General features: G+C 71.7%; 15 protein-coding genes. 5 read left to right on the forward strand and 10 right to left on the reverse strand.

Going from position 1 to position 19,588, the window contains the following annotated elements; genetic code table 11:
* Positions 1-17: 17 nt before the first annotated feature.
* Genes prfB through FFG40_RS13570 form a run of 3 tightly spaced genes read right to left on the reverse strand, consistent with a single transcriptional unit; the run spans position 18 to position 3,057 of the window.
* The gene (gene prfB / locus FFG40_RS13560; RefSeq protein WP_071244840.1) at positions 18-1,127 is read right to left on the reverse strand and encodes a peptide chain release factor 2; all 1,110 of its coding nucleotides are present in this window, start codon (positions 1,125-1,127) and stop codon (positions 18-20) included.
* A 44-nt stretch (positions 1,128-1,171) separates the two neighbouring features.
* Positions 1,172-2,167 carry a Gfo/Idh/MocA family oxidoreductase gene (locus FFG40_RS13565; protein ID WP_138803654.1) on the reverse strand — a complete coding sequence of 332 codons (996 nt, stop codon included), beginning with the start codon at positions 2,165-2,167 and terminating at the stop codon, positions 1,172-1,174.
* A 2-nt stretch (positions 2,168-2,169) separates the two neighbouring features.
* Entirely contained in the window at positions 2,170-3,057 is an 888-nt protein-coding gene (locus FFG40_RS13570) for a sugar phosphate isomerase/epimerase (RefSeq protein ID WP_138803655.1), read from the reverse strand.
* Between the two features lie 68 nt (positions 3,058-3,125).
* On the opposite strand from FFG40_RS13570, the gene FFG40_RS13575 reads away from it, so the two are divergent.
* Positions 3,126-4,148: a LacI family DNA-binding transcriptional regulator gene (locus FFG40_RS13575; protein ID WP_071244843.1), complete on the forward strand. Its 1,023-nt coding sequence runs from the start codon at positions 3,126-3,128 to the stop codon at positions 4,146-4,148.
* 210 nt (positions 4,149-4,358) lie between these two features.
* Here the strand turns inward: FFG40_RS13575 and FFG40_RS13580 are convergent, their stop codons facing one another.
* The 3 genes from FFG40_RS13580 to FFG40_RS13590 all read right to left on the reverse strand — a co-directional run bounded on the left by FFG40_RS13580 (position 4,359) and on the right by FFG40_RS13590 (position 6,536).
* On the reverse strand, positions 4,359-4,853 hold the full coding sequence (locus FFG40_RS13580; protein WP_221935171.1) for a GNAT family N-acetyltransferase: 495 nt from the start codon (positions 4,851-4,853) through the stop codon (positions 4,359-4,361).
* Positions 4,854-5,036: 183 nt separating this feature from the next.
* Positions 5,037-5,246 (reverse strand): hypothetical protein, encoded by a 210-nt coding sequence (locus tag FFG40_RS13585; protein WP_138803657.1) that lies wholly within the window; start codon positions 5,244-5,246, stop codon positions 5,037-5,039.
* 108 nt (positions 5,247-5,354) lie between these two features.
* On the reverse strand, positions 5,355-6,536 hold the full coding sequence (locus FFG40_RS13590; protein WP_138804019.1) for a cysteine desulfurase family protein: 1,182 nt from the start codon (positions 6,534-6,536) through the stop codon (positions 5,355-5,357).
* Between the two features lie 59 nt (positions 6,537-6,595).
* Here FFG40_RS13590 and FFG40_RS13595 point away from each other — a divergent pair, with 59 nt between their 5' ends.
* The 3 genes from FFG40_RS13595 to glgB all read left to right on the forward strand — a co-directional run bounded on the left by FFG40_RS13595 (position 6,596) and on the right by glgB (position 13,428).
* Positions 6,596-8,704, forward strand: a complete 2,109-nt coding sequence (locus tag FFG40_RS13595; protein WP_138803658.1) for a glycogen-debranching protein — start codon at positions 6,596-6,598, stop codon at positions 8,702-8,704.
* 174 nt (positions 8,705-8,878) lie between these two features.
* The gene (locus FFG40_RS13600; protein WP_027465863.1) at positions 8,879-10,879 is read left to right on the forward strand and encodes an alpha-1,4-glucan--maltose-1-phosphate maltosyltransferase; all 2,001 of its coding nucleotides are present in this window, start codon (positions 8,879-8,881) and stop codon (positions 10,877-10,879) included.
* A complete protein-coding gene (gene glgB / locus FFG40_RS13605; RefSeq protein ID WP_138803659.1) occupies positions 10,876-13,428 on the forward strand; it encodes a 1,4-alpha-glucan branching protein GlgB in 2,553 nt (850 codons plus the stop codon). Before FFG40_RS13600 ends, glgB begins: the two co-directional genes overlap by 4 nt.
* A 250-nt stretch (positions 13,429-13,678) precedes the next feature.
* On the opposite strand, the gene FFG40_RS13610 is transcribed toward glgB, so the two are convergent.
* Entirely contained in the window at positions 13,679-14,689 is a 1,011-nt protein-coding gene (locus FFG40_RS13610; protein WP_138803660.1) for a tetratricopeptide repeat protein, read from the reverse strand.
* Positions 14,686-16,428 (reverse strand): hypothetical protein, encoded by a 1,743-nt coding sequence (locus tag FFG40_RS13615; RefSeq protein ID WP_138803661.1) that lies wholly within the window; start codon positions 16,426-16,428, stop codon positions 14,686-14,688. The genes FFG40_RS13610 and FFG40_RS13615 overlap by 4 nt, the downstream gene beginning before the upstream one ends.
* Before the next feature lie 182 nt (positions 16,429-16,610).
* On the opposite strand from FFG40_RS13615, the gene FFG40_RS17235 reads away from it, so the two are divergent.
* The gene (locus FFG40_RS17235; protein ID WP_138803662.1) at positions 16,611-18,452 is read left to right on the forward strand and encodes a hypothetical protein; all 1,842 of its coding nucleotides are present in this window, start codon (positions 16,611-16,613) and stop codon (positions 18,450-18,452) included.
* 87 nt (positions 18,453-18,539) lie between these two features.
* On the opposite strand, the gene FFG40_RS13625 is transcribed toward FFG40_RS17235, so the two are convergent.
* Entirely contained in the window at positions 18,540-19,289 is a 750-nt protein-coding gene (locus tag FFG40_RS13625; RefSeq protein ID WP_138803663.1) for an alpha/beta hydrolase, read from the reverse strand.
* Complete coding sequence (locus tag FFG40_RS13630) at positions 19,286-19,588, reverse strand: hypothetical protein (RefSeq protein ID WP_111056315.1); 303 nt, start codon at positions 19,586-19,588, stop codon at positions 19,286-19,288. The genes FFG40_RS13625 and FFG40_RS13630 overlap by 4 nt, the downstream gene beginning before the upstream one ends.

The following is a 19,588-nucleotide window of genomic DNA, read 5'->3' on the forward strand; positions in this document are numbered from 1 at the left end:
GCGCGGCTCACGAATCCCTACTCGGCGGCGGATTGCTTGCGCCAGCGGATGCCCGCGTTGATGAAGCCGTCCAGATCGCCGTCGAACACGGCTGAGGGGTTGTTCACCTCGTGCTCCGTCCGGAGGTCCTTGACCATCTGGTACGGCGCCAGGACGTAGGAGCGGATCTGGTCGCCCCAGCTCGCCGTGATGTTGCCGGCGAGTTCCTTCTTCTTCGCGTTCTCCTCTTCCTTCTTCAGGAGGAGCAGGCGCGACTGCAGCACGCGCATGGCGGCAGCACGGTTCTGGATCTGCGACTTCTCGTTCTGCATCGAGACGACGGTGCCGGTCGGGATGTGCGTCAGGCGCACCGCGGAGTCGGTCGTGTTGACGGACTGCCCGCCGGGGCCCGACGAGCGGAACACGTCGACGCGGATGTCGTTCTCGGGGATGTCGATGACGGCGGTCTCCGGCATGAGCGGGATGACCTCGACCGCGGCGAAGGACGTCTGGCGCTTGCCGGCGGCACCGAACGGCGACATCCGCACCAGGCGGTGGGTGCCGGCCTCGACCGAGAGCGTGCCGAACGCGTGCGGGGCGTCGATCTCGAACGTCGCGGACTTGATGCCCGCTTCTTCGGCGTACGAGGTGTCCATGACGGTGGTCTTGAAGTTGTGCTGCTCGGCGTACCGGAGGTACATGCGGAGGAGCATCTCGGCGAAGTCCGCCGCGTCGACACCACCCGCACCGGCGCGGATCGTGATGACCGCGGGACGGTCGTCGTACTCGCCGTCGAGGAGGGTCTGCACCTCGAAGTCGCCGATCATCTTCTGGATCGCCTTGAGCTCGGCGAGGGCTTCGTCGGCGGACTCCTGGTCGTCGCCCTCGTTCGCCATCTCGACCAGCACCTCGAGGTCGTCGATGCGCTGCTCGGTGTCGGTGATCTTCTTCAGCTCCGACTGGCGGTGCGAGAGCGCGCTCGTCACCTGCTGCGCGTGGTCGACGTCGTCCCAGAGGTCCTGGGCCCCGGCCTGCTCGCTGAGGTCGGCGATCTCACGCTGCAGGCGGTCGACGTCGACCACCGAGCGGATGTTGCCGAAGGTCTCGCGAAGGGCGGAGAGCTGCTCGGTGAAGTCCAGTTCGACCATGGTCATCGATCCTACCGGCGCGAGTCCGACTCGGCCGACCGGGGTCAGTAGTCGATGTGCTCCGTCCGTGCCGACGACAGGGCACGAGTGGCTGCCTCGGCGATGGCCTGGGCCCTCAGCCCGTCCTCCAGGGACACCGGCGGCTCGGATCCGGACTCGAGCGACGCGACGAAGGCGGCGAGCGTCGCGGCGTAGGTGGGCTGCACACGCTCGAACCAGCCGTCGTGGAGTCCGTCAGCGACGATCTGCCCGTCGGTGTAGCGCGCGACGTTCCCGCGGCGGTTCCGCCGCGACTCGACGAGCCCGGACGACCCCATGACCTCGATGCGCTCGTCGTAGCCGTACCCGGTGCGCCGCACGCTGTCGATCTGCACGAGCGCGCCGGAGGGCATCGTGAGGGTCGTGACCGACGTGTCCACGTCGCCGAACTCGCGGATGGCCGGGTCGACGAGCGCCGCACCCGCGACCGCGACCGTCACCGGGTCCTCGCCGGTGATCCACCGCACGAGGTCGAAGAAGTGCACGGTCTGGTCGCGGAGCTGGCCGCCGGAGACCCGCAGGTAGTCGAGTGGCGGCAGGGACGGGCCGCGGGAGCTGAGCTGGACGAGTTCGACCGCACCGATCTCCCCCGCGGCGACGATGCGTTGCAACTCGGCGTGGTCGCGATCCCACCGCCGGTTGAAGTCGAGCATCGCCGGCACGCCGCTGGCACGCACGTGCTCCACCACCGCGACCGCGTCGGCGTACCCGGCAGCGATGGGTTTCTCGCAGAGCACGGCGATCCCGGCGTCGGCGGCAGCGCGCAGGTGCTGCGCGTGCGTGTCGGTGGAGGAAGCGACGAAGACCGCGTCGACCTGCGCCGCGTCGAACGTCTCGTCCTGGGTGAGCGCCCGCGTGCCGTGCCGTGCCGCCAGCGATGCAGCGCGGTCACGGTCGACGTCGTGGATCCCCACGAAGTCGACGTCGGGGTGCGCTGCGAGGGACGCGGCGTGCACGGCGCCGATGAACCCGGCACCGACGAGTGCGAAGCGTTGCGTCATGGTCAGCTCACCAGGATCGCGGTCAGGTCGTGCATGGTGCGTGCGACGACGGCGGGATCCTGTTCGTTCGCCCGGTCGGAGAACATCTCGGTGACCCACCATCCGTCGTACCCGGTCGCCTTGATCGCGTCGACCCACTGCTGCAGCGGGATCGCACCGCCCCCGATGACGACGTTCCGGTGGACGGCTTGGTCGGGAACCGTCCGGTCGCGGTCCAGGTCGAACCCGTCCGACAGGTGGACGGCCTTGATGACCGACGCGGGCAGCGCTCGGACCTCGGCCAGCGTGTCCCCGGTCGTCCAGAAGTGCCAGGTGTCGAGTGCGATCCCCACGTTGTCGCGCCCGGCCTCCTCGATGATGTCCAGCGCGTGCCGGCATCGGTTGAGGTGCGCCCAGGCGAGGGGCTCCAGGTAGACCTCGAGCCCGTGGTCCGCGGCGATGTCCGCCGCCAGACGGACGTTCGCACCGGTGATGCGGACCGCTGCGTCCTCGTCGAGTCCGAGCGTCGCCCGGTACCGGGTGTCGTCGTCGGCCAGTCGGCCAGCGCGGTGGTCACGGACGACCGCGGAATCGACCGGCCCGGTGCACAGCTGCACGATGGGCGCACCGACGGCGGTGGCCACACCGCACATGCGCTCGACCTCCGCGACGAATTCGTCGCGACCGGCACCTTGACGCTCGATGTCGAGCACGGCACCGAGCCCTGTCACTTCGAGACCCTCGAGCAGCGGCGGCAGTGTCTGGACGTCGTACCCGGCGTCGAGGTACCGGTAGAGCTTCGGGCTCTGCAGCTCGATGCCGCCGTAGCCGGCCTCCTTCGCGAGGCGGACGTCCTGGACGACGTTGCCGTGGAACGTCGTCGTGACGTTCATGGAGATCTTCGGGGGCATCTGCGCTCGCTTCGTTGGACAGCACTGGAACAGTCTGGACCGGTCCAGAATAGGACTAGCCTGCTCTCATGTCGAGACCGAACCACGCTCCGACCATCCGGGACGTCGCCGAGCGCGCCGGGGTCTCGAAGTCGCTGGTCTCGCTCGCGCTCCGCGGCGACCCAGGAGTCAGCGACGCCCGTCGGGCGGCCGTCGAACGAGCAGTCGACGAACTCGGCTACCGACCGAACCGCGCAGCCAGGAGCCTCGGCGAGCAGCGGACGGGCACGGTCGGAGTGCTCCTGAACGACCTGCGGAACCCCTGGTTCGTCGACCTGCTCGCCGGCCTCACCGCGACACTCGACACCGTCGGACTGGCACCCATCCTGGTCGACTCGGCGACCACACGGCGCGTGGGCGGTTCGCCCGTGGACATGCTCCTGCGACAACAGGTGGACGGCATCGTCGTGGTCGGCACCACAGAGGACGACGCCGCCCTCCGTCGGGCGGTCCAGGAGGTGCCGGTGGTCCTCGCCGGGACGTACGAGCCTGACGACCTGCACGCCGACGTGGTCGTGAACGACGACCACGCCGGCGCATCGATCGCGACCGAGCACCTCCTCGCGCTCGGACACACCCGGATCGGTCACCTCGTCGGCCCGGGGCGCGTCGGAGAGCTCCGCGAGCAGGGTTTCCGCGCGACCATGACCCGCCACGGTGCCGACGCCGTCGTGGTGCCGGCCGGCATGAGCGAGGAGAGCGGCTACGCGGCGGCCCGACGAGTCCTGGGCACGGCCGACCGTCCGACCGCGCTCGTGGCCTACAACGACCTCGTCGCCATCGGCGCGTTGTCCGCGGCCGACGACCTCGGCCTCGTCGTCCCGGACGACGTGTCACTCGTCGGGTACGACGACACCTACCTCGGCAGCATCCGGCACATCTCGCTCACCACGGTCGACAACGGGACGTTCGCGATCGGGGCCCAGGCGGCACGGTGGCTCGGTGAACGCGTGCAGGGGCGAGACCCGGAGCCGCGCGTGCACCGAGTGCCGGTGTCACTCGTGGTGCGGCGCACCACGAGCGGTCCGAGACCGACGGACGGCGACCGCTGACGACGGCGTCGCCGACGGTCCGGGGTCCCAGCGCGCCCGCCTGCCCGGCGCGCACCCGGAAGGCCGACCTGGAGGCCCGGCGCAGGTCCGTCCCGCTGGTCACGGGGACGTCGACAGCGGCACCAGGACCGGATCGACCGGGCATCCACTGAGCGCGGGTTCGCGTGAGACGGCGACACGTGTTCCTCGGGGATCACCGCCCGCCCCTCGTTACCCGGGCCTCCGGTGCGACCTGGCGATCGCGTACCGCCGCAGCCGCATGCCCCCGCGGCGCTCGGTCGACAGCAGGACGGCGTCGTAGTGCTCCAACACCCCGATGGAGCCGTCGTTGTCATCGCGGCAGACGGCGATCACCGGGTCGATGCCGACGCGCGAGGCGTGCGCGAGCACCTGGCCCAGCGCCCAGGTCGCCACGCCTCGGCCCCTCGCCGACGGACGGATCCCGTACCCGACGTGGCCGAACCGCTGCACTCCGGCGGCGTCTCCCGGTGCCCGGAGTGCGATCCCGCCCAGGACGCGTCCGTCCTCGACGATCCACCAGAGCGCACCGGGTCTGGCGTGCAGTCGGCCGACCCAGGCGCGGAACCCGTCCTCGTCACCGACGTCGTCGTGGGTGGTGATCCCGAACCCGTCCTCGTGCGCGCCCGGCCCCCACTCGGCATGCGCTTCAGCCCACGCCTCGTACAACGCCGTCTGCGGTCTCACCAACTCGAGCATGTCCAAGTATCACAACGATGCGCGTCGGTGGCGATCCCCTCGTGGACATCGCGTCGGGCGCTCGGGCTGCATCGCGAGGCACTGCCGAGGGCGCCCCGGCTGGAACGGGTCTGCTCACGGCGAGCGCGCGGTCCTGCTCGTCTTCGGTGCAGAGCCCGACCCTGTCCGCGGCTAGTTCCGCCTGCGACGGTCGGATGTCACAACGGCCAGCAGGGCAACGGCGCCCAGACCGATGACGGGGAACGCGCCGACCGTCAGCGTCATCGCCGCCGGGTCGTCGGGGGCGAAAGCGAACCAAGCGACACCGACCAGTGCGATCCCGGCGACCGCGAACGCGGCCCCGATCGCGAGCACGGCGGCTCGGGCTGACCTGCTCATCATGACCGACTCCTTCCGCTTGCGCCGTCACGCTCCGACCACTCCGTTGTGCGTGCTGGAATATTAGCGGCCCGATCACTGCAGGAGTCAACCGTCGGGATCGCGGGCGGCCTACCGCCCGAGCAGCGGCTCCCTCGACGCCATCCCCGCGGCACCGGCCCGAGCGACGGCATCGGGCAGCGCCGTCAGGAACGCGTCGACGTCGGCATCGGTCGTCGTGTGGCCGAGCGTGATCCGGAGCGCACCACGGGCGTCCTGCTCCGACAGCCCCATCGCGAGCAGCACGTGCGACGCCTCGGGCACGCCGGCCTGGCACGCCGACCCGGTCGAGACCGCGACCCCGGCGGCGTCGAGCAGGAACAGGAGCGAATCGCCCTCGCAGCCGGGGAACGTGAAGTGCGCGTTGCCCGGCAGCCGGTCGACCGGGTCCCCCATCAGCACCGCTGACGGCACGGCCGCACGGACCCCGGCGACCACGCGGTCCCTCAGGGCGACGAGCGACGGGTGCGGCATCGGCTCGGCGACGACCACGCTGGCCGCGACACCGAAGGCCGCAGCCGCCGGGGCGTCCTGGGTGCCGCTCCGCACCTGCCGCTGCTGCCCACCACCGTGGATGAGGGGTTCGACGGTGGCCTTCCGTCCGAGCACGAGCGCACCGATGCCGACGGGCCCGCCGACCTTGTGCGCAGAGACGCTGAGCGCGTCGAGGCCGGACCCGGCGAACGACACCGGCACCTGCCCGTAGGCGGCGACCGCGTCGCTGTGCACGGGCACGCCGGCGGCGTGCGCGAGCTCGACGATCCGGGACACGGGCTGGATGGTGCCCACCTCGTTGTTCGCCCACAGGAACGTGACCAGGGCGACGTCCGAGGCGTCGGCGAGCCGCGCCTCCAGTCCGGCGAGGTCGACGCGACCCTGCGCGTCCAACGGGACCACGTCGATGACGGCGCCCTCGTGGGTCTCCAGCCAGGTCAGGGTGTCGACGGTGGCGTGGTGCTCGCCACCCGGGACGACGATGCGGGGCCGCTGGCGGTCGCGCTGGCGAGCCCAGAACAGGCCCTTCACGGCGAGGTTGATGCTCTCGGTGCCGCCGGAGGTGAACACGACCTCCACCGGGTCGGCGTCGAGCGAGCGGGCGACGGCGGCGCGGCCGTCCTCGAGCAGCATCTTGGCGCGCTGACCGGCGCTGTGGATGGACGACGGGTTGCCGACGGTGCCCAGGGCATCGGTGAAGGCGGCGAGCGCCTCCGGCAGGATCGGCGTCGTCGCGGCGTGGTCGAGGTAGACCGACAAATGCACCCCCTGGATCGAGCAGTGTCCAGGATACGCGCCGGTCCTCGTACCCTTGTCGCGTGCACGAGACAGCGATCGACCTCACGCCGGGGTTCGCCCTGGGCGGGACCGTCCCCCGGTTCACCCTGCGGTCCGCGACGGCGACGGACGTCGTCCTGGTGGTGGCGAGCGCGGGAAGCGCCGACGGGGCCGACGGGGAAGACCGCTCCGGCGGCCGACCGACCCGGCACCCGCTCGAGCGCGTGCCGGACACCGACGTGTGGACCGGCGAGGTCCCCGGGATCGAGCCCGGCGACCGCTACCACCTGCTCGTCGACGGGCCGGTCGGGCCGCGGCACGAGTTCGACCCGACGCGTCCGCTGCTCGACCCGTACGCGCGGGGCATCCTGCCGACCGGCGACGACGAAGCGGTCGGCCCCCGCTGGACCAGCGTGGTCGTCGACGACGCGTTCGACTGGGGCGGCGTCGTGAAGCCGCAGGTCCCGCTCGACCGCGCCGTCGTCTACGAGGCGAACGTCCGCACCCTGACGGCCGCGAACCCGCACCTGCCGGAGCACCTGCGCGGCACGTACGCCGGGGTCGCCCACGAGAGCACGATCGCGCACCTGCACCGCATCGGCGTCACCACGCTCGAGCTGCTGCCCGTGCAGGCGTTCGACACCGAGCGGTGGCTCCGCGACGCCGGCCGCCAGAACGCCTGGGGCTACAACACGCTCGGGTTCTTCGCCCCGCACGCAGCGCACGCCTCGGCGCCGGCGCAGCGGGAGGGCGCCGACGCCGTCCTGCGCGAGTTCAAGGGCATGGTCCGGCTGCTGCACGAGGCCGGCATCCAGGTCGTCCTGGACGTCGTCTACAACCACACCGCAGAAGAAGGACTGGGTGGTCCGACGACGAGCCTGCGTGGCATCGACGGTGCGAACCGCTACCGCTGGGCGCAGACCGACCCGCCCCGCCGGGACACCTACTACGACACCACCGGGTGCGGGAACACGCTCGACACCTCGGTCGAGGCGACGGCGGACCTCATCGTCGACAGCCTGGTGTACTGGGCGCGCGAGGTGCAGGTCGACGGGTTCCGCTTCGACCTGATGGCCGCCCTGGCCCGCGACGGCGAGCACCGGTTCGACCCGTCGCACCCGCTGCTCGAACGCATCCGGAACCACCCCGACCTGCAGGACACCCTGGTGATCGCCGAGCCGTGGGACGTCGGCCCGGACGGCTGGAAGACCGGGGAGTTCGGCGCGGCCGGCCAGCGCACGAGCGAGTGGAACGACGGGTTCCGCAACACGGTCCGCCAGTTCTGGCTCACCGACATCGCCGAGGAGCGCCGCACCGGCCTGCCGCAGACCGGGATCGGCCGGCTGGCTGAGGCGTTGTCGGGATCGAGGAGTGTCTTCGGCGCCGACCGCGGCCCGCTCGCGAGCGTCAACTTCGTCACGGCGCACGACGGCTTCACCCTGCTCGACCTGGTGTCGTACGACGGCAAGCACAACGAGGCGAACGGCGAGGATAACCGCGACGGCTCGAACGACAACCGCTCGTTCAACCACGGCATCGAGGGTGACACCGCCGACCGCGGGGTCCGCGCCGCGCGCGGCCGGTCGATGCGCAACCTGGTGGCGACCCTGATGCTGTCCGCCGGGGTGCCGATGCTCACCGCCGGCGACGAGCGGAGCCGCACGCAGCACGGCAACAACAACGCCTACGTGGTGTCCGACGACCTGACCCCGGTGGACTGGTCCGACGACGAGGACGCCGAGACGATGACCGAGGCCGTCGCCGCGTTGGCCCGGTTCCGGCAGGCGCACCCGGCCCTCCGCCCCACCCGCTTCGGCGTCGAGGGGCAGGAGACCCCCGGGGCCTCGCGGATGTCCTGGTACGGGCCGGACGGGCACCCGATGACGATCGAGGGCTGGGACCAGCCGGTGCACCGCGCCCTGCAGTACTTCGTCGAGTCGACGCCCGAACACGAGCCCTTCGACCGCGTCCTGGTGGTCGTGCACGGCAGCGGCCGCACCCGCGACCTGACCCTGCCGGTGCGCGAGGACGTCCTCGGGTACCGCCTGGCCTGGTCGAGCGAGAAGCACCGCGACCACGAGCGGCTCCGACCTGCCGGGCAGGTCTTCACCGCCTACGGCCCCGGCATCCACCTGTTCGAGGTGGCGTAACGCCGAGCAGTCGGGTGCGGCCCGGCGTCGCGACCGACCGACGGACGGGAGGCCCGTGGCGGCCCCGCCCCGGGCCTTGCGTCCGGTCCTCAACAGGCTCCACGGCGCGCCCGGCCCTCCACAGCGGGCCGATTCCGGGGAACGCGGAGCCGCCCGCCGGGTAGCGTCGCTTCCGTGGCCACCGCAGACCGACCCCGCCGCCCGAAGATCGGGCGCATCCCGATCACCGAGCTCGCCCCGAGGACGCCGAACGGCTTCCCCGGCAAGGCATTCGACGGCGAGGTGATCACGTTCGGTGCAACCGTCTTCCGAGAAGGACACGGCATCATCGGCGCCGACCTCGTCCTCGAACGCCCAGACGGTGGAACCCGCACCGTCCCCATGACCCTCGGTGCCCCCGGCACCGACCGCTACGAAGCCACCGTGCAGGTCGACCACGTCGGCGTCTGGACCTGGCACGTCGAGTCGTACTCCGACGACTGGGCGAGCTGGCTGCACGGCGCACGCCTGAAGATCGCGGCCGGCGTCGACACCGAGGCGACCCTGCTCGACGGTGCCGTGCTGCTCGACCGGCTGGCCGAGGAGACCGACTCCCCCGCCGCCACCCGTGCCGCCGCACGCGTCCGTGACACCGACCTCGACCCGGCCGAACGCCTGGCCGCCGTCGACGACCCTCGTATCGTCGCCGAGGTCGAGGAAGCCCCGCTCACCTCGCTCCGCACGCACTCCGCCACCCAGCTGCTCGACGTCGAGCGCACCCGCGCCGGCGTCGGAGCCTGGTACGAGTTCTTCCCCCGCTCCGAAGGCGCGAAGAAGAACCCCGACGGCTCCTGGAAGAGCGGCGACTTCCGCACCGCGGCCCGCCGCCTGCCCGCCGTCGCCCGGATGGGCTTCGACGTCATCTACCTGCCGCCGATCCACCCCATCGGCACCACCGCCCGCAAGGGGCCGAACAACACGCTCACGCCCGGGCCGAACGACCCCGGCAGCCCCTGGGCGATCGGCTCCCCCGAGGGCGGGCACGACGCGATCCACCCCGACCTCGGCACCGAGGACGACTTCCGCGACTTCGTCGAGACGGCGAAGAACACCGGCATGGAAGTCGCGCTCGACTTCGCGCTGCAGTGCTCCCCCGACCACCCCTGGGTCACCCAGCACCCCGAGTGGTTCACGCAGCGCGCCGACGGCTCCATCGCGACCGCCGAGAACCCGCCGAAGCGCTACCAGGACATCTACCCGATCCAGTTCGACACCGACCCCGAGGGCCTGGTCACCGAGGTCGAGCGTGTCCTGCGCCACTGGATCGCCTTCGGCATCCGGATCTTCCGCGTCGACAACCCGCACACCAAGCCACTCTGGTTCTGGGAACGCGTCATCCGTGAGATCCGCGACGAGCACCCCGACACCGTGTTCCTCGCCGAGGCGTTCACCCGCCCGGCGATGATGCGCGCGCTCGCCGAAGCCGGGTTCCAGCAGTCGTACTCGTACTTCACCTGGCGCAACACCAAGGACGAGATCGAGGACTACTTCACGGAGCTCTCGCACGAGACGAGCGACTACCTGCGCCCGAACCTCTTCGTGAACACCCCCGACATCCTCACCGAGTACCTGCAGTTCGGCGGCCGTGCGGGCTACAAGGTCCGTGCGGCGCTCGCCGCCACCGGTGCACCGACGTGGGGCATGTACGCCGGGTACGAGCTCTTCGAGGACGTCGCCCGACCGGGCTCCGAAGAGAACATCGACAACGAGAAGTACGAGTACAAGCCGCGTGACTTCGCCCTGGCCGAGGCCGAGGGGGCGTCGCTCGCGCCGTACGTCACGATGCTCAACCGCTTCCGTGCGGCGCACCCTGCCCTCCGGCAGCTGCGGAACCTGCACGTGCACGCCGCCGAGGACCCGGCGATCGTCGTCTACTCGAAGCACCTGTCGGGCGAGTACATCCGGTCAGGACGCCCCGACACCGTGATCGTGGTCGCCAACGTCGACCCGCACTCCGCCCGTGAGACCACCGTGCACCTGGACCTCGCCGCACTCGGTCTGCCGACCGAGGGCCTGTTCGACGTCCGTGACGTCGTGACCGGTCAGCGCTGGACCTGGGGCGCGTCGAACTACGTCCGCCTGGATGCGTTCCAGGAGCCCGTGCACCTGCTCGTCGTGGAAGGACCCCACCGATGACCCCCGAACCGACCGACCCCACGAAGCGCGGACCGGCCGTCCCGCCGGTGCCGCCTCCGCCGCCGGCCGTGCCGCGGTACGAACCGAAGGTCTCCGCGCCCGACGAGGACCTGCCCGGCGCCCCGCCGGTGCAGCGCGAGGCTCCCGACCGCGGGGTGGCGGAGTCCGCCACGCTCGCCGGGCACCCCGCCGACCCGACGCACCCGCGGCAGCCGCCCGTCGCGGCCGCCTCGGCGTCCGACGCCCCGACGGCACCGACGGGGGGCGCCGCCCCCGTGGTCCGCCCGGCCTCCGTCGAGGCTCCGGCCGCCCCCACCGCTGCCGCCTCGGCGCCGGCTGTTGCCTCGGCTCCCGCCGCCACCGGCACGGCCACGGATCCGCGTCCGGCTCCGATCGAGGACTGGCTGCGTCTGCAGGTGGCCGAGGGCCGCTGGTCCCAGCCGCACGACGTCCTCGGCCCGCACCCGGTCGACGGCGGCACCAGCGTCCGCGTCGTCCGGCACCTTGCCCGTGCGGTGCGGATCGTCCGCCCCGACGGCGACGACATCGAACTCACGCACGAGGGTGACGGGCTCTGGGCCGGCGCCACCGCCGAAATCCTCGGTCGCTACCGCGTCGAGTCGGAGTACGACTACGACGAGTCCACGGACGAGGACGACGCCACGTGGACGACCGACGACGCGTACCGGTTCGCCCCGACGCTCGGCGAACTCGACCTGCACCTGTTCGGTGAGGGCCGTGACGAGCAGCTCTGGCACCACCTCGGCGCGCACGCCCGCACCGTCGACGGCGTCGACGGCGTCGCGTTCGCCGTCTGGGCACCCCGGGCGACCGCCGTCCGCGTGATCGGCGACTTCGAGGGCTGGGAAGGCCGCACCACCGCGATGCGCCGTCTGAGCGACCTCGGCGTCTGGGAACTGTTCTGGCCCGGCGCCGTCGTCGGCCAGCGCTACAAGTTCCAGATCCTCACCGACTCCGGATGGGTGGAGCGGGCCGACCCGTTCGCCCGCGAAGCCGAGATCGCCCCGGCGACGGCCTCGGTCGTCACCGAGTCCACGTACATGTGGTCCGAGGGCGACGCCGCGTGGATGGAGCGCCGCGCGCAGACCACCACGCACGACGCCCCGATGAGCGTGTACGAGGTGCACCTCGGCTCGTGGCGACCCGGCCTGTCGTACCGCGAGGTCGCCGATCAGCTCATCGGGCACATGGAGTACACCGGGTTCACCCACGTGGAGTTCCTGCCGCTCGCAGAGCACCCCTTCGGCGGCTCGTGGGGCTACCAGGTGACCGGGTACTACGCACCGACCGCGCGCTTCGGTTCGCCCGACGACCTGCGCTACCTGATCGACCGCCTGCACTCCGCGGGCATCGGCGTGATCATGGACTGGGTCCCCGGGCACTTCCCGAAGGACGAGTGGGCCCTCGGGCGCTTCGACGGCTACGCGCTGTTCGAACACCCGGACCCCCGCCGCGGCGAGCAGCTCGACTGGGGTACCTACGTGTTCGACTTCGGGCAGCCGCAGGTGCGCAACTTCCTGGTCGCGAACGCGCTGTACTGGTTCGAGGAGTTCCACATCGACGGCCTGCGGGTCGACGCGGTGGCCTCGATGCTGTACCTCGACTACTCCCGCACCGACTGGCTGCCGAACATCCACGGCGGCCGCGAGAACCTCGACGCGATCTCGTTCCTGCAGGAGACGAACGCGACGGCGTACAAGCGCTACCCCGGCATCGTGATGATCGCGGAGGAGAGCACCTCGTGGCCGGGCGTGACCCAACCGACGAGCGCCGGCGGGCTCGGCTTCGGCCAGAAGTGGAACATGGGCTGGATGCACGACTCGCTCGAGTACGTGCAGCGCGACCCCGCGTACCGCAGCTACCACCACGACGAGATTACGTTCTCGTTCGTCTACGCGTTCAGCGAGCAGTTCACGCTGCCGATCAGCCACGACGAGGTCGTGCACGGCAAGGGCTCCCTGTACGGCAAGATGCCCGGCGACGAGTGGCAGAAGCTCGCCAACGTGCGTGCCTACCTGGCGTTCATGTGGGCGCACCCCGGCAAGCAGCTGCTGTTCATGGGCCAGGAGTTCGCGCAGCCTGCCGAGTGGTCCGAGGCGAAGGGCCTCGACTGGTGGCTCCTCGACCAGCCCGGCCACCGCGGTGTGCAGGACCTCGTCGCGGAGCTCAACCGCGTCTACAAGGACTCCCCGGCGCTCTGGACGCACGACTCGACGGCCGACGGCTTCGAGTGGCTCGAGGGCGGCGACGCACCGCACTCGACCCTCGGGTTCCTGCGGAAGGACGGCGACGACCGGGTCGCGGTGTTCGTGAACTTCTCCGGTGTGCCGGTGGAGCGCCGCTTCGGGCTGCCGACCGCGGGCGAGTGGCATGAAGTGCTCAACACCGACGCGGCCGAGTACGGCGGCTCCGGGGTCGGCAACCTCGGCGTCGTCACGGCAGAGGACACCCCGTGGGCGGGCCGCCCGGCCTCGGCGCACCTCGTGGTCCCGCCCCTCGGCGCCGTCTGGCTGAAGCTGGCCCAGTAGCCCGGCCAGCGTCCGCGACGCGACCGACCGCCAGACGGGAGGCCCGGTGCCAGCTGGCACCGGGCCTCCCGTCTGTCCGTTGCCGGGTCCACCGCGATGCGCGAAACGCCGTCGTGTCCGCGGGACGCCGTCGTGTCCGCGAGACGCCGTCGTGTCCTCGGGACACCCAGGAGACAACGAGACGCCGCCGGATCCGGCGGCGTCTCGCTGTGACGACGGCGTCTTCTTCGCCGCGCAGACCCTGCTCGGGCTAGTACAGGGCGTTCGCCAGGCGGCGACGCGCCGCGACGACGCGCGGGTCCTCGCTGCCGATGAGCTCGAAGTACTCGACGAGCCGGACACGCAGGGCCTCGCGGTCCTCGCCGAACACCGTCGGCACGAGGTCGAGCAGACGCCCGAAGGCGTCGTCGACGTGCCCGCCGGAGATGTCGAGGTCGGCGACCGCCAGCTGTGCCTGGACGTCCTGCGGGCCGGCGGCTGCTGCCGCACGGATCTCGTCGGCCGTCCGACCGTTCAGCCGGTCGAGCAGCGACACCTGTGCGAGTCCGGCGACGGCCATCTGGTCGTGCGGGTCCTGCAGGATCGCGGTCTTGTACTCCTCGATGGCGGTGGCGTAGTCGCCACGCTCGATCGCGTCGTACGCGGCCTGGTGGTGCGGCGGGAGCGGCTCCGGCTCCGGCTCGCCCTGCTCGGCGTCGGTGGGGGCTGCCGCGCCGTCGACGGTGACGCGACCGGTCACGCCGTTCTGCTCGGCGGCCTGGAGCACCTGCTCGTAGACGTCGCGGACCTGCGCCTCGGGCAGTGCCCCGACGAAGAGCCCGAGCGGGCGTCCGCCGATCACGGCGGCCACGGTCGGGATCGACTGCGCCTGGAACGCCTGCACGAGCTGCGGGTTCGTGTCGGCGTCCACCTTGGCGAGCACCACGCGGCCGTCGTACTCCGCGGTGAGCTGCTCGAGGATCGGCGAGAGCTGCTTGCACGGCCCGCACCACTCGGCCCAGATGTCCACGATGACCGGGACGACGGTCGACAGCTGCAGGACGTCCTGGAACGTCGCGTCGGTGACGTCGATCACGAGCGACGGGACGGTCAGGTCAGCGCCGTTCACGGCGTCGGCCTCGGTGCCGGGCGCGACACCGCCGGCAGCACCCGCCGGGGCCGGAGCACCGGGCGGCTGGGGCGGCCGCTGTGCGCGGTCGACGAGGGACGACAGGTCCACGGCTCCGCGGAGCCCGGACGGGGTCGGGGGGATGTTGCTCATTGCACCTCACTCGCTGCGGTCAGGCCCTGTGTGAACCCGAGCAGGACCACTTTGCCATCCGAGGCGACCGGCGGCACGTAGAAGAGCAGCTGGACGCTGTAGGTCGCGCTGATGCCCTTCTTGCTCGTGTCCACGCCGGACAGTGCCTTGACGGCACCCTCGGTGTTCACCTCGGCGCCGGAGGCGGTCGGGGTCACCTTCTCGACCTCGTCCAGGTCGGCGGAGACCAGGGCACCGGCGTCGTCGGTCGCGATGGCGACGGCGGAGTCGGCGGGGACCTCGGACGAGTACTCGATCTTCGCCGTGTCCGGCAGGGCCTTGGCCTTCTTGTCCTTGTACGCCTTGCCGATGGTGGTGCGGAGCGCATCGCCCTCGGTCGCGAACAGGTCGGCGTACTCGCTGGCGGTGTCCTTCGACAGGATGTCGCCGTACGCGGTCGCGACCTGGTCGGGCTGGATCGTCAGGAGCTTCGACTCCGGCGCGAGCAGTGCGGCACCGATCGTCGTCGGCGCGAGGCTCGGGATCTTCGCGTCGGCCTCGAGCGAGACGTCGTACGCCACCTTGTACGGATCACGGGCGCTATCCTGCACCAGGGTCAGGGCCTGCGGCGCCGACTTGGCGTCGCAGTCCTCGGCGACGATCGTGAAGACCGTGCGCGGCCAGCTGTCGGTCTGCTGCGGCAGCGCGACGCACACCTGCGCGGCCGAGATCGCCGGCGGCGCCTTGACGTCCGCGTCCTTCGCGCGGATCGCGTAGTTCGCCTCGCGCAGTTCGAGCGCGGCACCCGTGAAACGGGTCCCGGCGAGCTTGCTGTCGCGGGCCTCGTCGGCCTGCTTCGCCACTGCGGCGGTGCGCTGCACGACACGGGTGATCTGCTGCTTGGTCGCAGCCGTCGGCTCGGTCGTCTCCGCAGCCCCCGTGGCAGTCGCCGTCGGGGTCGGCGTGGCGAGCGACGGGTCGCCACCCTGCGGCCAGTAGTCCGAGGAACAGCCGGCCAGGGTCAGGGCGCCGACGAGCAGCACCGGCACGCCGATCAACGCACGCGTGCCACGACGACCGCGACGCGGCACCTGGGCACCGGCGGCGGCGGCTCGACGGGAGGCACGCACTCGCGGCGGTCGGCTGCCCCCGCTGCGACGGCGGGGACCGCGGCCACGGCGCTGGTGCAGGAAGGCGAGGACGAGCAGCACGAGGCCTCCGAGGACGAACACGCCGCCGGCCACGAGCAGCGGACCGACCGCCGGCGTCGCGGTGTCCTGCGGCCAGGTGACGGACACGTCGCTGGGCGCTGCTGCCTTGCCGTCGCTGACGACCAGGACCGAGACGTCCTGCGGCAGGCGGACGGTGAACTGTCCGGCACCGTCGTACTCCTGGTACCAGAGGTCGCTGCCCTTGGGCGAGGGGACGCTGGTCTCGCTGCCCGTGGTCGACCCGACCAGCGAACCCTTCTCGGCGTCGAAGCGGAGGGTGGTGTGCTCGGCCTCACCGATCCAGGCGTCGACGTCGGCCGTCTTGCCGTAGGCCGCGAAGACCTTGCCGGAGCCGGACACGTTGATGCGCTGGTAGCCGGGGTTGGCGTTGAGGGTCGTCCCCGGGATCACCGTCACCGGGGCGGAACTGGTCGTCGAGCTCTCGGCCACGAGCGAGGACGGCGGCGCGAACACGGTCCGCTGTCCCACCGCCAGCGCCACGAGCAGCAGACCGATGACGAAACTGACGATCGCCAGGACGAATCGCACGAACTCTCTCCCTACCGCGCCGGGGTGGGGATGTCGGCGCGCGAATCAGCGACTCAGGATAGCGAGCAACGCTGGACAGTGCATCAATCCGCGCTGTCGCCGGACTCAGACGCCCCGCTCCGGCCCCCACTACAATCGACCGCGGGCCGAACCTGGCCCGCTGCCGACCCCAGGAGCGACACGTGGCGAACGACGAGGCCGAGTTCGGAACCGAGCTGCGCGGGTACCGCCGCGACGAGGTGGAGCGTTCGCTGAACGACCTGCGACGCGAGCTCATCAAGTCGAACAACGACCGCGCCGACGCCGCGAAGGAGATCCGTCTCCTGCAGGCCCGGGTCTCCGAGCTGCAGGGCGAGCTCGACGAAGCCGGCACCCCCACGTACAGCGGGCTCGGCACCCGCCTCGAGTCCACGCTGCGTGTGGCCGAGGAGCAGTCGACCCGGCTCATCAGCCAGGCGGACATCGACGCCCAGCGGCTCCGTGCCTCGAGCCGCACCGAAGCCGAGCGCACCGTCCGTGAAGCGCAGGAAGAAGCGCGCGACACCCTCGAGGACGCCCGCACCCGCGCCACCAACGAGCTCACCCGCGCCCGCGCCGAGGCAGCCGACACCGTCGAGCGCGCCCGCGCCGAAGCCGGTCTGCTCACGCAGGACGCCCGGAACGAAGCTGCCGCGATCCGCGGTGCCGCCGTGACCGAGGCCGCCGAGGTCCGCTCCATCGCCATCCGCGAGACGAACGCCCTGCGCGCCCAGGTCGAGCACGAGGTCGCCGAGCTGCGCGAGATCGCCCAGCGGGAGTCCGCCGAGGCCCGCACCGCCGCCGCCGAGCTCGACCGCGAGACCGAGCACCGCCGTTCGGTCTTCGAGGCCGACCACACCCGTCGCACCGAGGACCTCGACCGCGAGGAGACGACCCGACGCGAGGCCCTCGAGCGCGAGGTCACCGAGGGTCGTGCCGCCTGGCACCGTGAGCGTGACGAGGAGCAGCAGGCACACGCGCTGGCCCTCGAGACCGGTCGCGCCGAACTCGAGTCCGAGGTCACGCGTCGCCGCGCCGAGCTCGACACCGAGGTCGCGGACCGCCGCCGCGAGCTCGACGAGGAACTCGCCGCCGCCCGCGCCCAGTGGGACCGCGAACTCGCCGCCGCCCGCACCGCACTGGAACAGGAGACCGAGGCGGCCCGTGCGCAGCTCCGCGTCGACGAGGAGCAGACCCGCGTCGAGAACGCGCGCCTGGTGCAGGAGACCGCCGACCGGATCGCCCGTGAGCTCGAGGAGCACGACGCCCGGATCGCGCAGGAGCGCGCGGAGGCCGATGCGGCAGCCGAGCGTGCTGTCCGTGAGCACGAGAACGCCATCGCCGCCCGACGCGAGCGTGAGCACGCCGAGGTCGACACCGAGATCGCCGACCGCCGCACCGCCGAGCTCGGGGTGCTCGAGGCCGAGCGCACCGCCCTGCGGCAGGAGATCGACACCGCCCGCGCCGCCCTGGTGAAGGAGCGCGACGAGGTCCGCGCCGAGATCGCCCGGGAGCGCGACGAAGCCCGCACGACGCTCGAGTCGGAGCTCGCCTCCCGACGTGACGACGCCGAGCAGGACTACCTGCGGAAGCACCACGAGACGGTGACCGAGACGCAGAAGTACCTGGACGAGGCGAACCTGCAGCTCGCCGAGGCCACGCGTCGTGCGACCGAGGCCCGTGAACGCGCCGAGCGCCTGCAGCAGGAGGCCGACGACCTCGAGCGCACCAGCACGGCCGAAGCCCAGGAGCACGCGCGCACCATCGTCGCCGACGCGCAGGACCGGGTGCACCGGATGGTCGCGGACGCCGAGGAGCGCACCGCCGGCGTCATCGCCGAGGCCGAGGACCGCCTGGCGGCGATCCGGACCGAACGCGAAGCCGTCGCGGGGTACCTCGAGAACCTCCGCGGGGTCCTCACGAACGCCACCGGCCTGCTCGGCACGGCACCCGCCGCAGCGTCCGATGCGGACGCTGACGACGACGTGGACGCGACCGAACGCTGACGGTCCACTGCCTGGAGGCGCGACCTGCGCCTCCAGGCAGTGCCACCTGGTGCAGATGGCGGGCCGCAGGGCGTCTTCCGGGCGTCGTCAGACCGGCCAGTGGGTCGGCAGCGGCGCGCTGCCCGGCACGACGAGGTCGGCGATCGCGTCGAGGACGATCCGCACGTACCGCTCCCCCACCCACAGGTGCTTCGCACCCGCGACCGGCACGACCCGGACGTTCGGGGCGAGCGCGAACCGTGCCGCCGCGGCCTCGGGCCGCAGGAAGTCGTCGTGCTCCGGGACGAGCGCCACGACCGGGACACCGACGGCAGCCCAGCGTGCGAGTTCTTCGTCCGAGGTGCGGTGCAGCGGCGGGGACAGCAGGACGACCCCGGCGACCGTGCCGGCCTCGACGTGTTCGAGCGCGTGCTTGAGGATCACCTCGGTGCCGAAGGACCACCCCACCAGCCACGGGGTCGGCAGGCCGCGGTCGATGACCTCGGCGACGGCGGCTCGCAGGTCGAAGCCCTCGGACACACCCTCGCCGAAGACGCCCTCGGAGGTGCCGCGCGGCGACGAGACGGACCGGAAGTTGAACCGCAGCACCGCGATGTCGGCGAGGGCGGGCAACCGTGCGGCAGCCTTCTTGAGCACGTGTGAGTCCATGAACCCGTGCGCGGTCGGCAGCGGGTGGAGCGTGACGATGGTTCCGCGGGCCGAGGTGTCGGCAGGCTCGGCGAGCTCACCGACGAGCGTCAGGTGGTCGTCCGTGACGAGCTCGACCTCGGTGCGACGGGCCGGCAGCTCGGTGGCGGACCGGATCTCGGTGTCGTGCCTCACGTCGTGCTCGGTCATGCGATGCTCCAGCAGTGGTTGTGCCAGTGCCGGCGTGACGCCAGGTCGGCGGCGTCACCGAGCACGCCGTCCGCGCGCCAGACGACCACGTGGGCGGTACCGGGCACGACGGTTCCGCCGCACCCCGGGCAGATGTACTCCTTCTGCGCCGACGCGGCCGAGATCGGCTGCACCTGGTACTCGCGACCGTGACGGACCTCGGTGCGCTTCCACGAGCTCATCAGCCGGTCGAGGGTGGTCTCCTCGTCAGGCTCGACGTCGCGACCACGGGGACGCCGCGGTCGGTTGCTGCGCGGCAC

Source organism: Curtobacterium sp. KBS0715, from assembly GCF_005938005.2.
Classification (GTDB): Bacteria; Actinomycetota; Actinomycetes; order Actinomycetales; family Microbacteriaceae; genus Curtobacterium; species Curtobacterium flaccumfaciens.

Bases quoted from the DNA above. Each gene is read 5' to 3' on its own strand.
- prfB (WP_071244840.1), bottom strand. From the start codon at position 1,127: ATGGTCGAACTGGACTTCACCGAGCAGCTCTCCGCCCTTCGCGAGACC.
- FFG40_RS13585 (WP_138803657.1), bottom strand. From the start codon at position 5,246: ATGATGAGCAGGTCAGCCCGAGCCGCCGTGCTCGCGATCGGGGCCGCG.
- FFG40_RS13565 (WP_138803654.1), bottom strand. From the start codon at position 2,167: ATGACGCAACGCTTCGCACTCGTCGGTGCCGGGTTCATCGGCGCCGTG.
- FFG40_RS13625 (WP_138803663.1), bottom strand. From the start codon at position 19,289: ATGACCGAGCACGACGTGAGGCACGACACCGAGATCCGGTCCGCCACC.
- FFG40_RS13610 (WP_138803660.1), bottom strand. From the start codon at position 14,689: ATGAGCAACATCCCCCCGACCCCGTCCGGGCTCCGCGGAGCCGTGGAC.
- FFG40_RS13570 (WP_138803655.1), bottom strand. From the start codon at position 3,057: ATGCCCCCGAAGATCTCCATGAACGTCACGACGACGTTCCACGGCAAC.
- FFG40_RS13575 (WP_071244843.1), top strand. From the start codon at position 3,126: ATGTCGAGACCGAACCACGCTCCGACCATCCGGGACGTCGCCGAGCGC.
- glgB (WP_138803659.1), top strand. From the start codon at position 10,876: ATGACCCCCGAACCGACCGACCCCACGAAGCGCGGACCGGCCGTCCCG.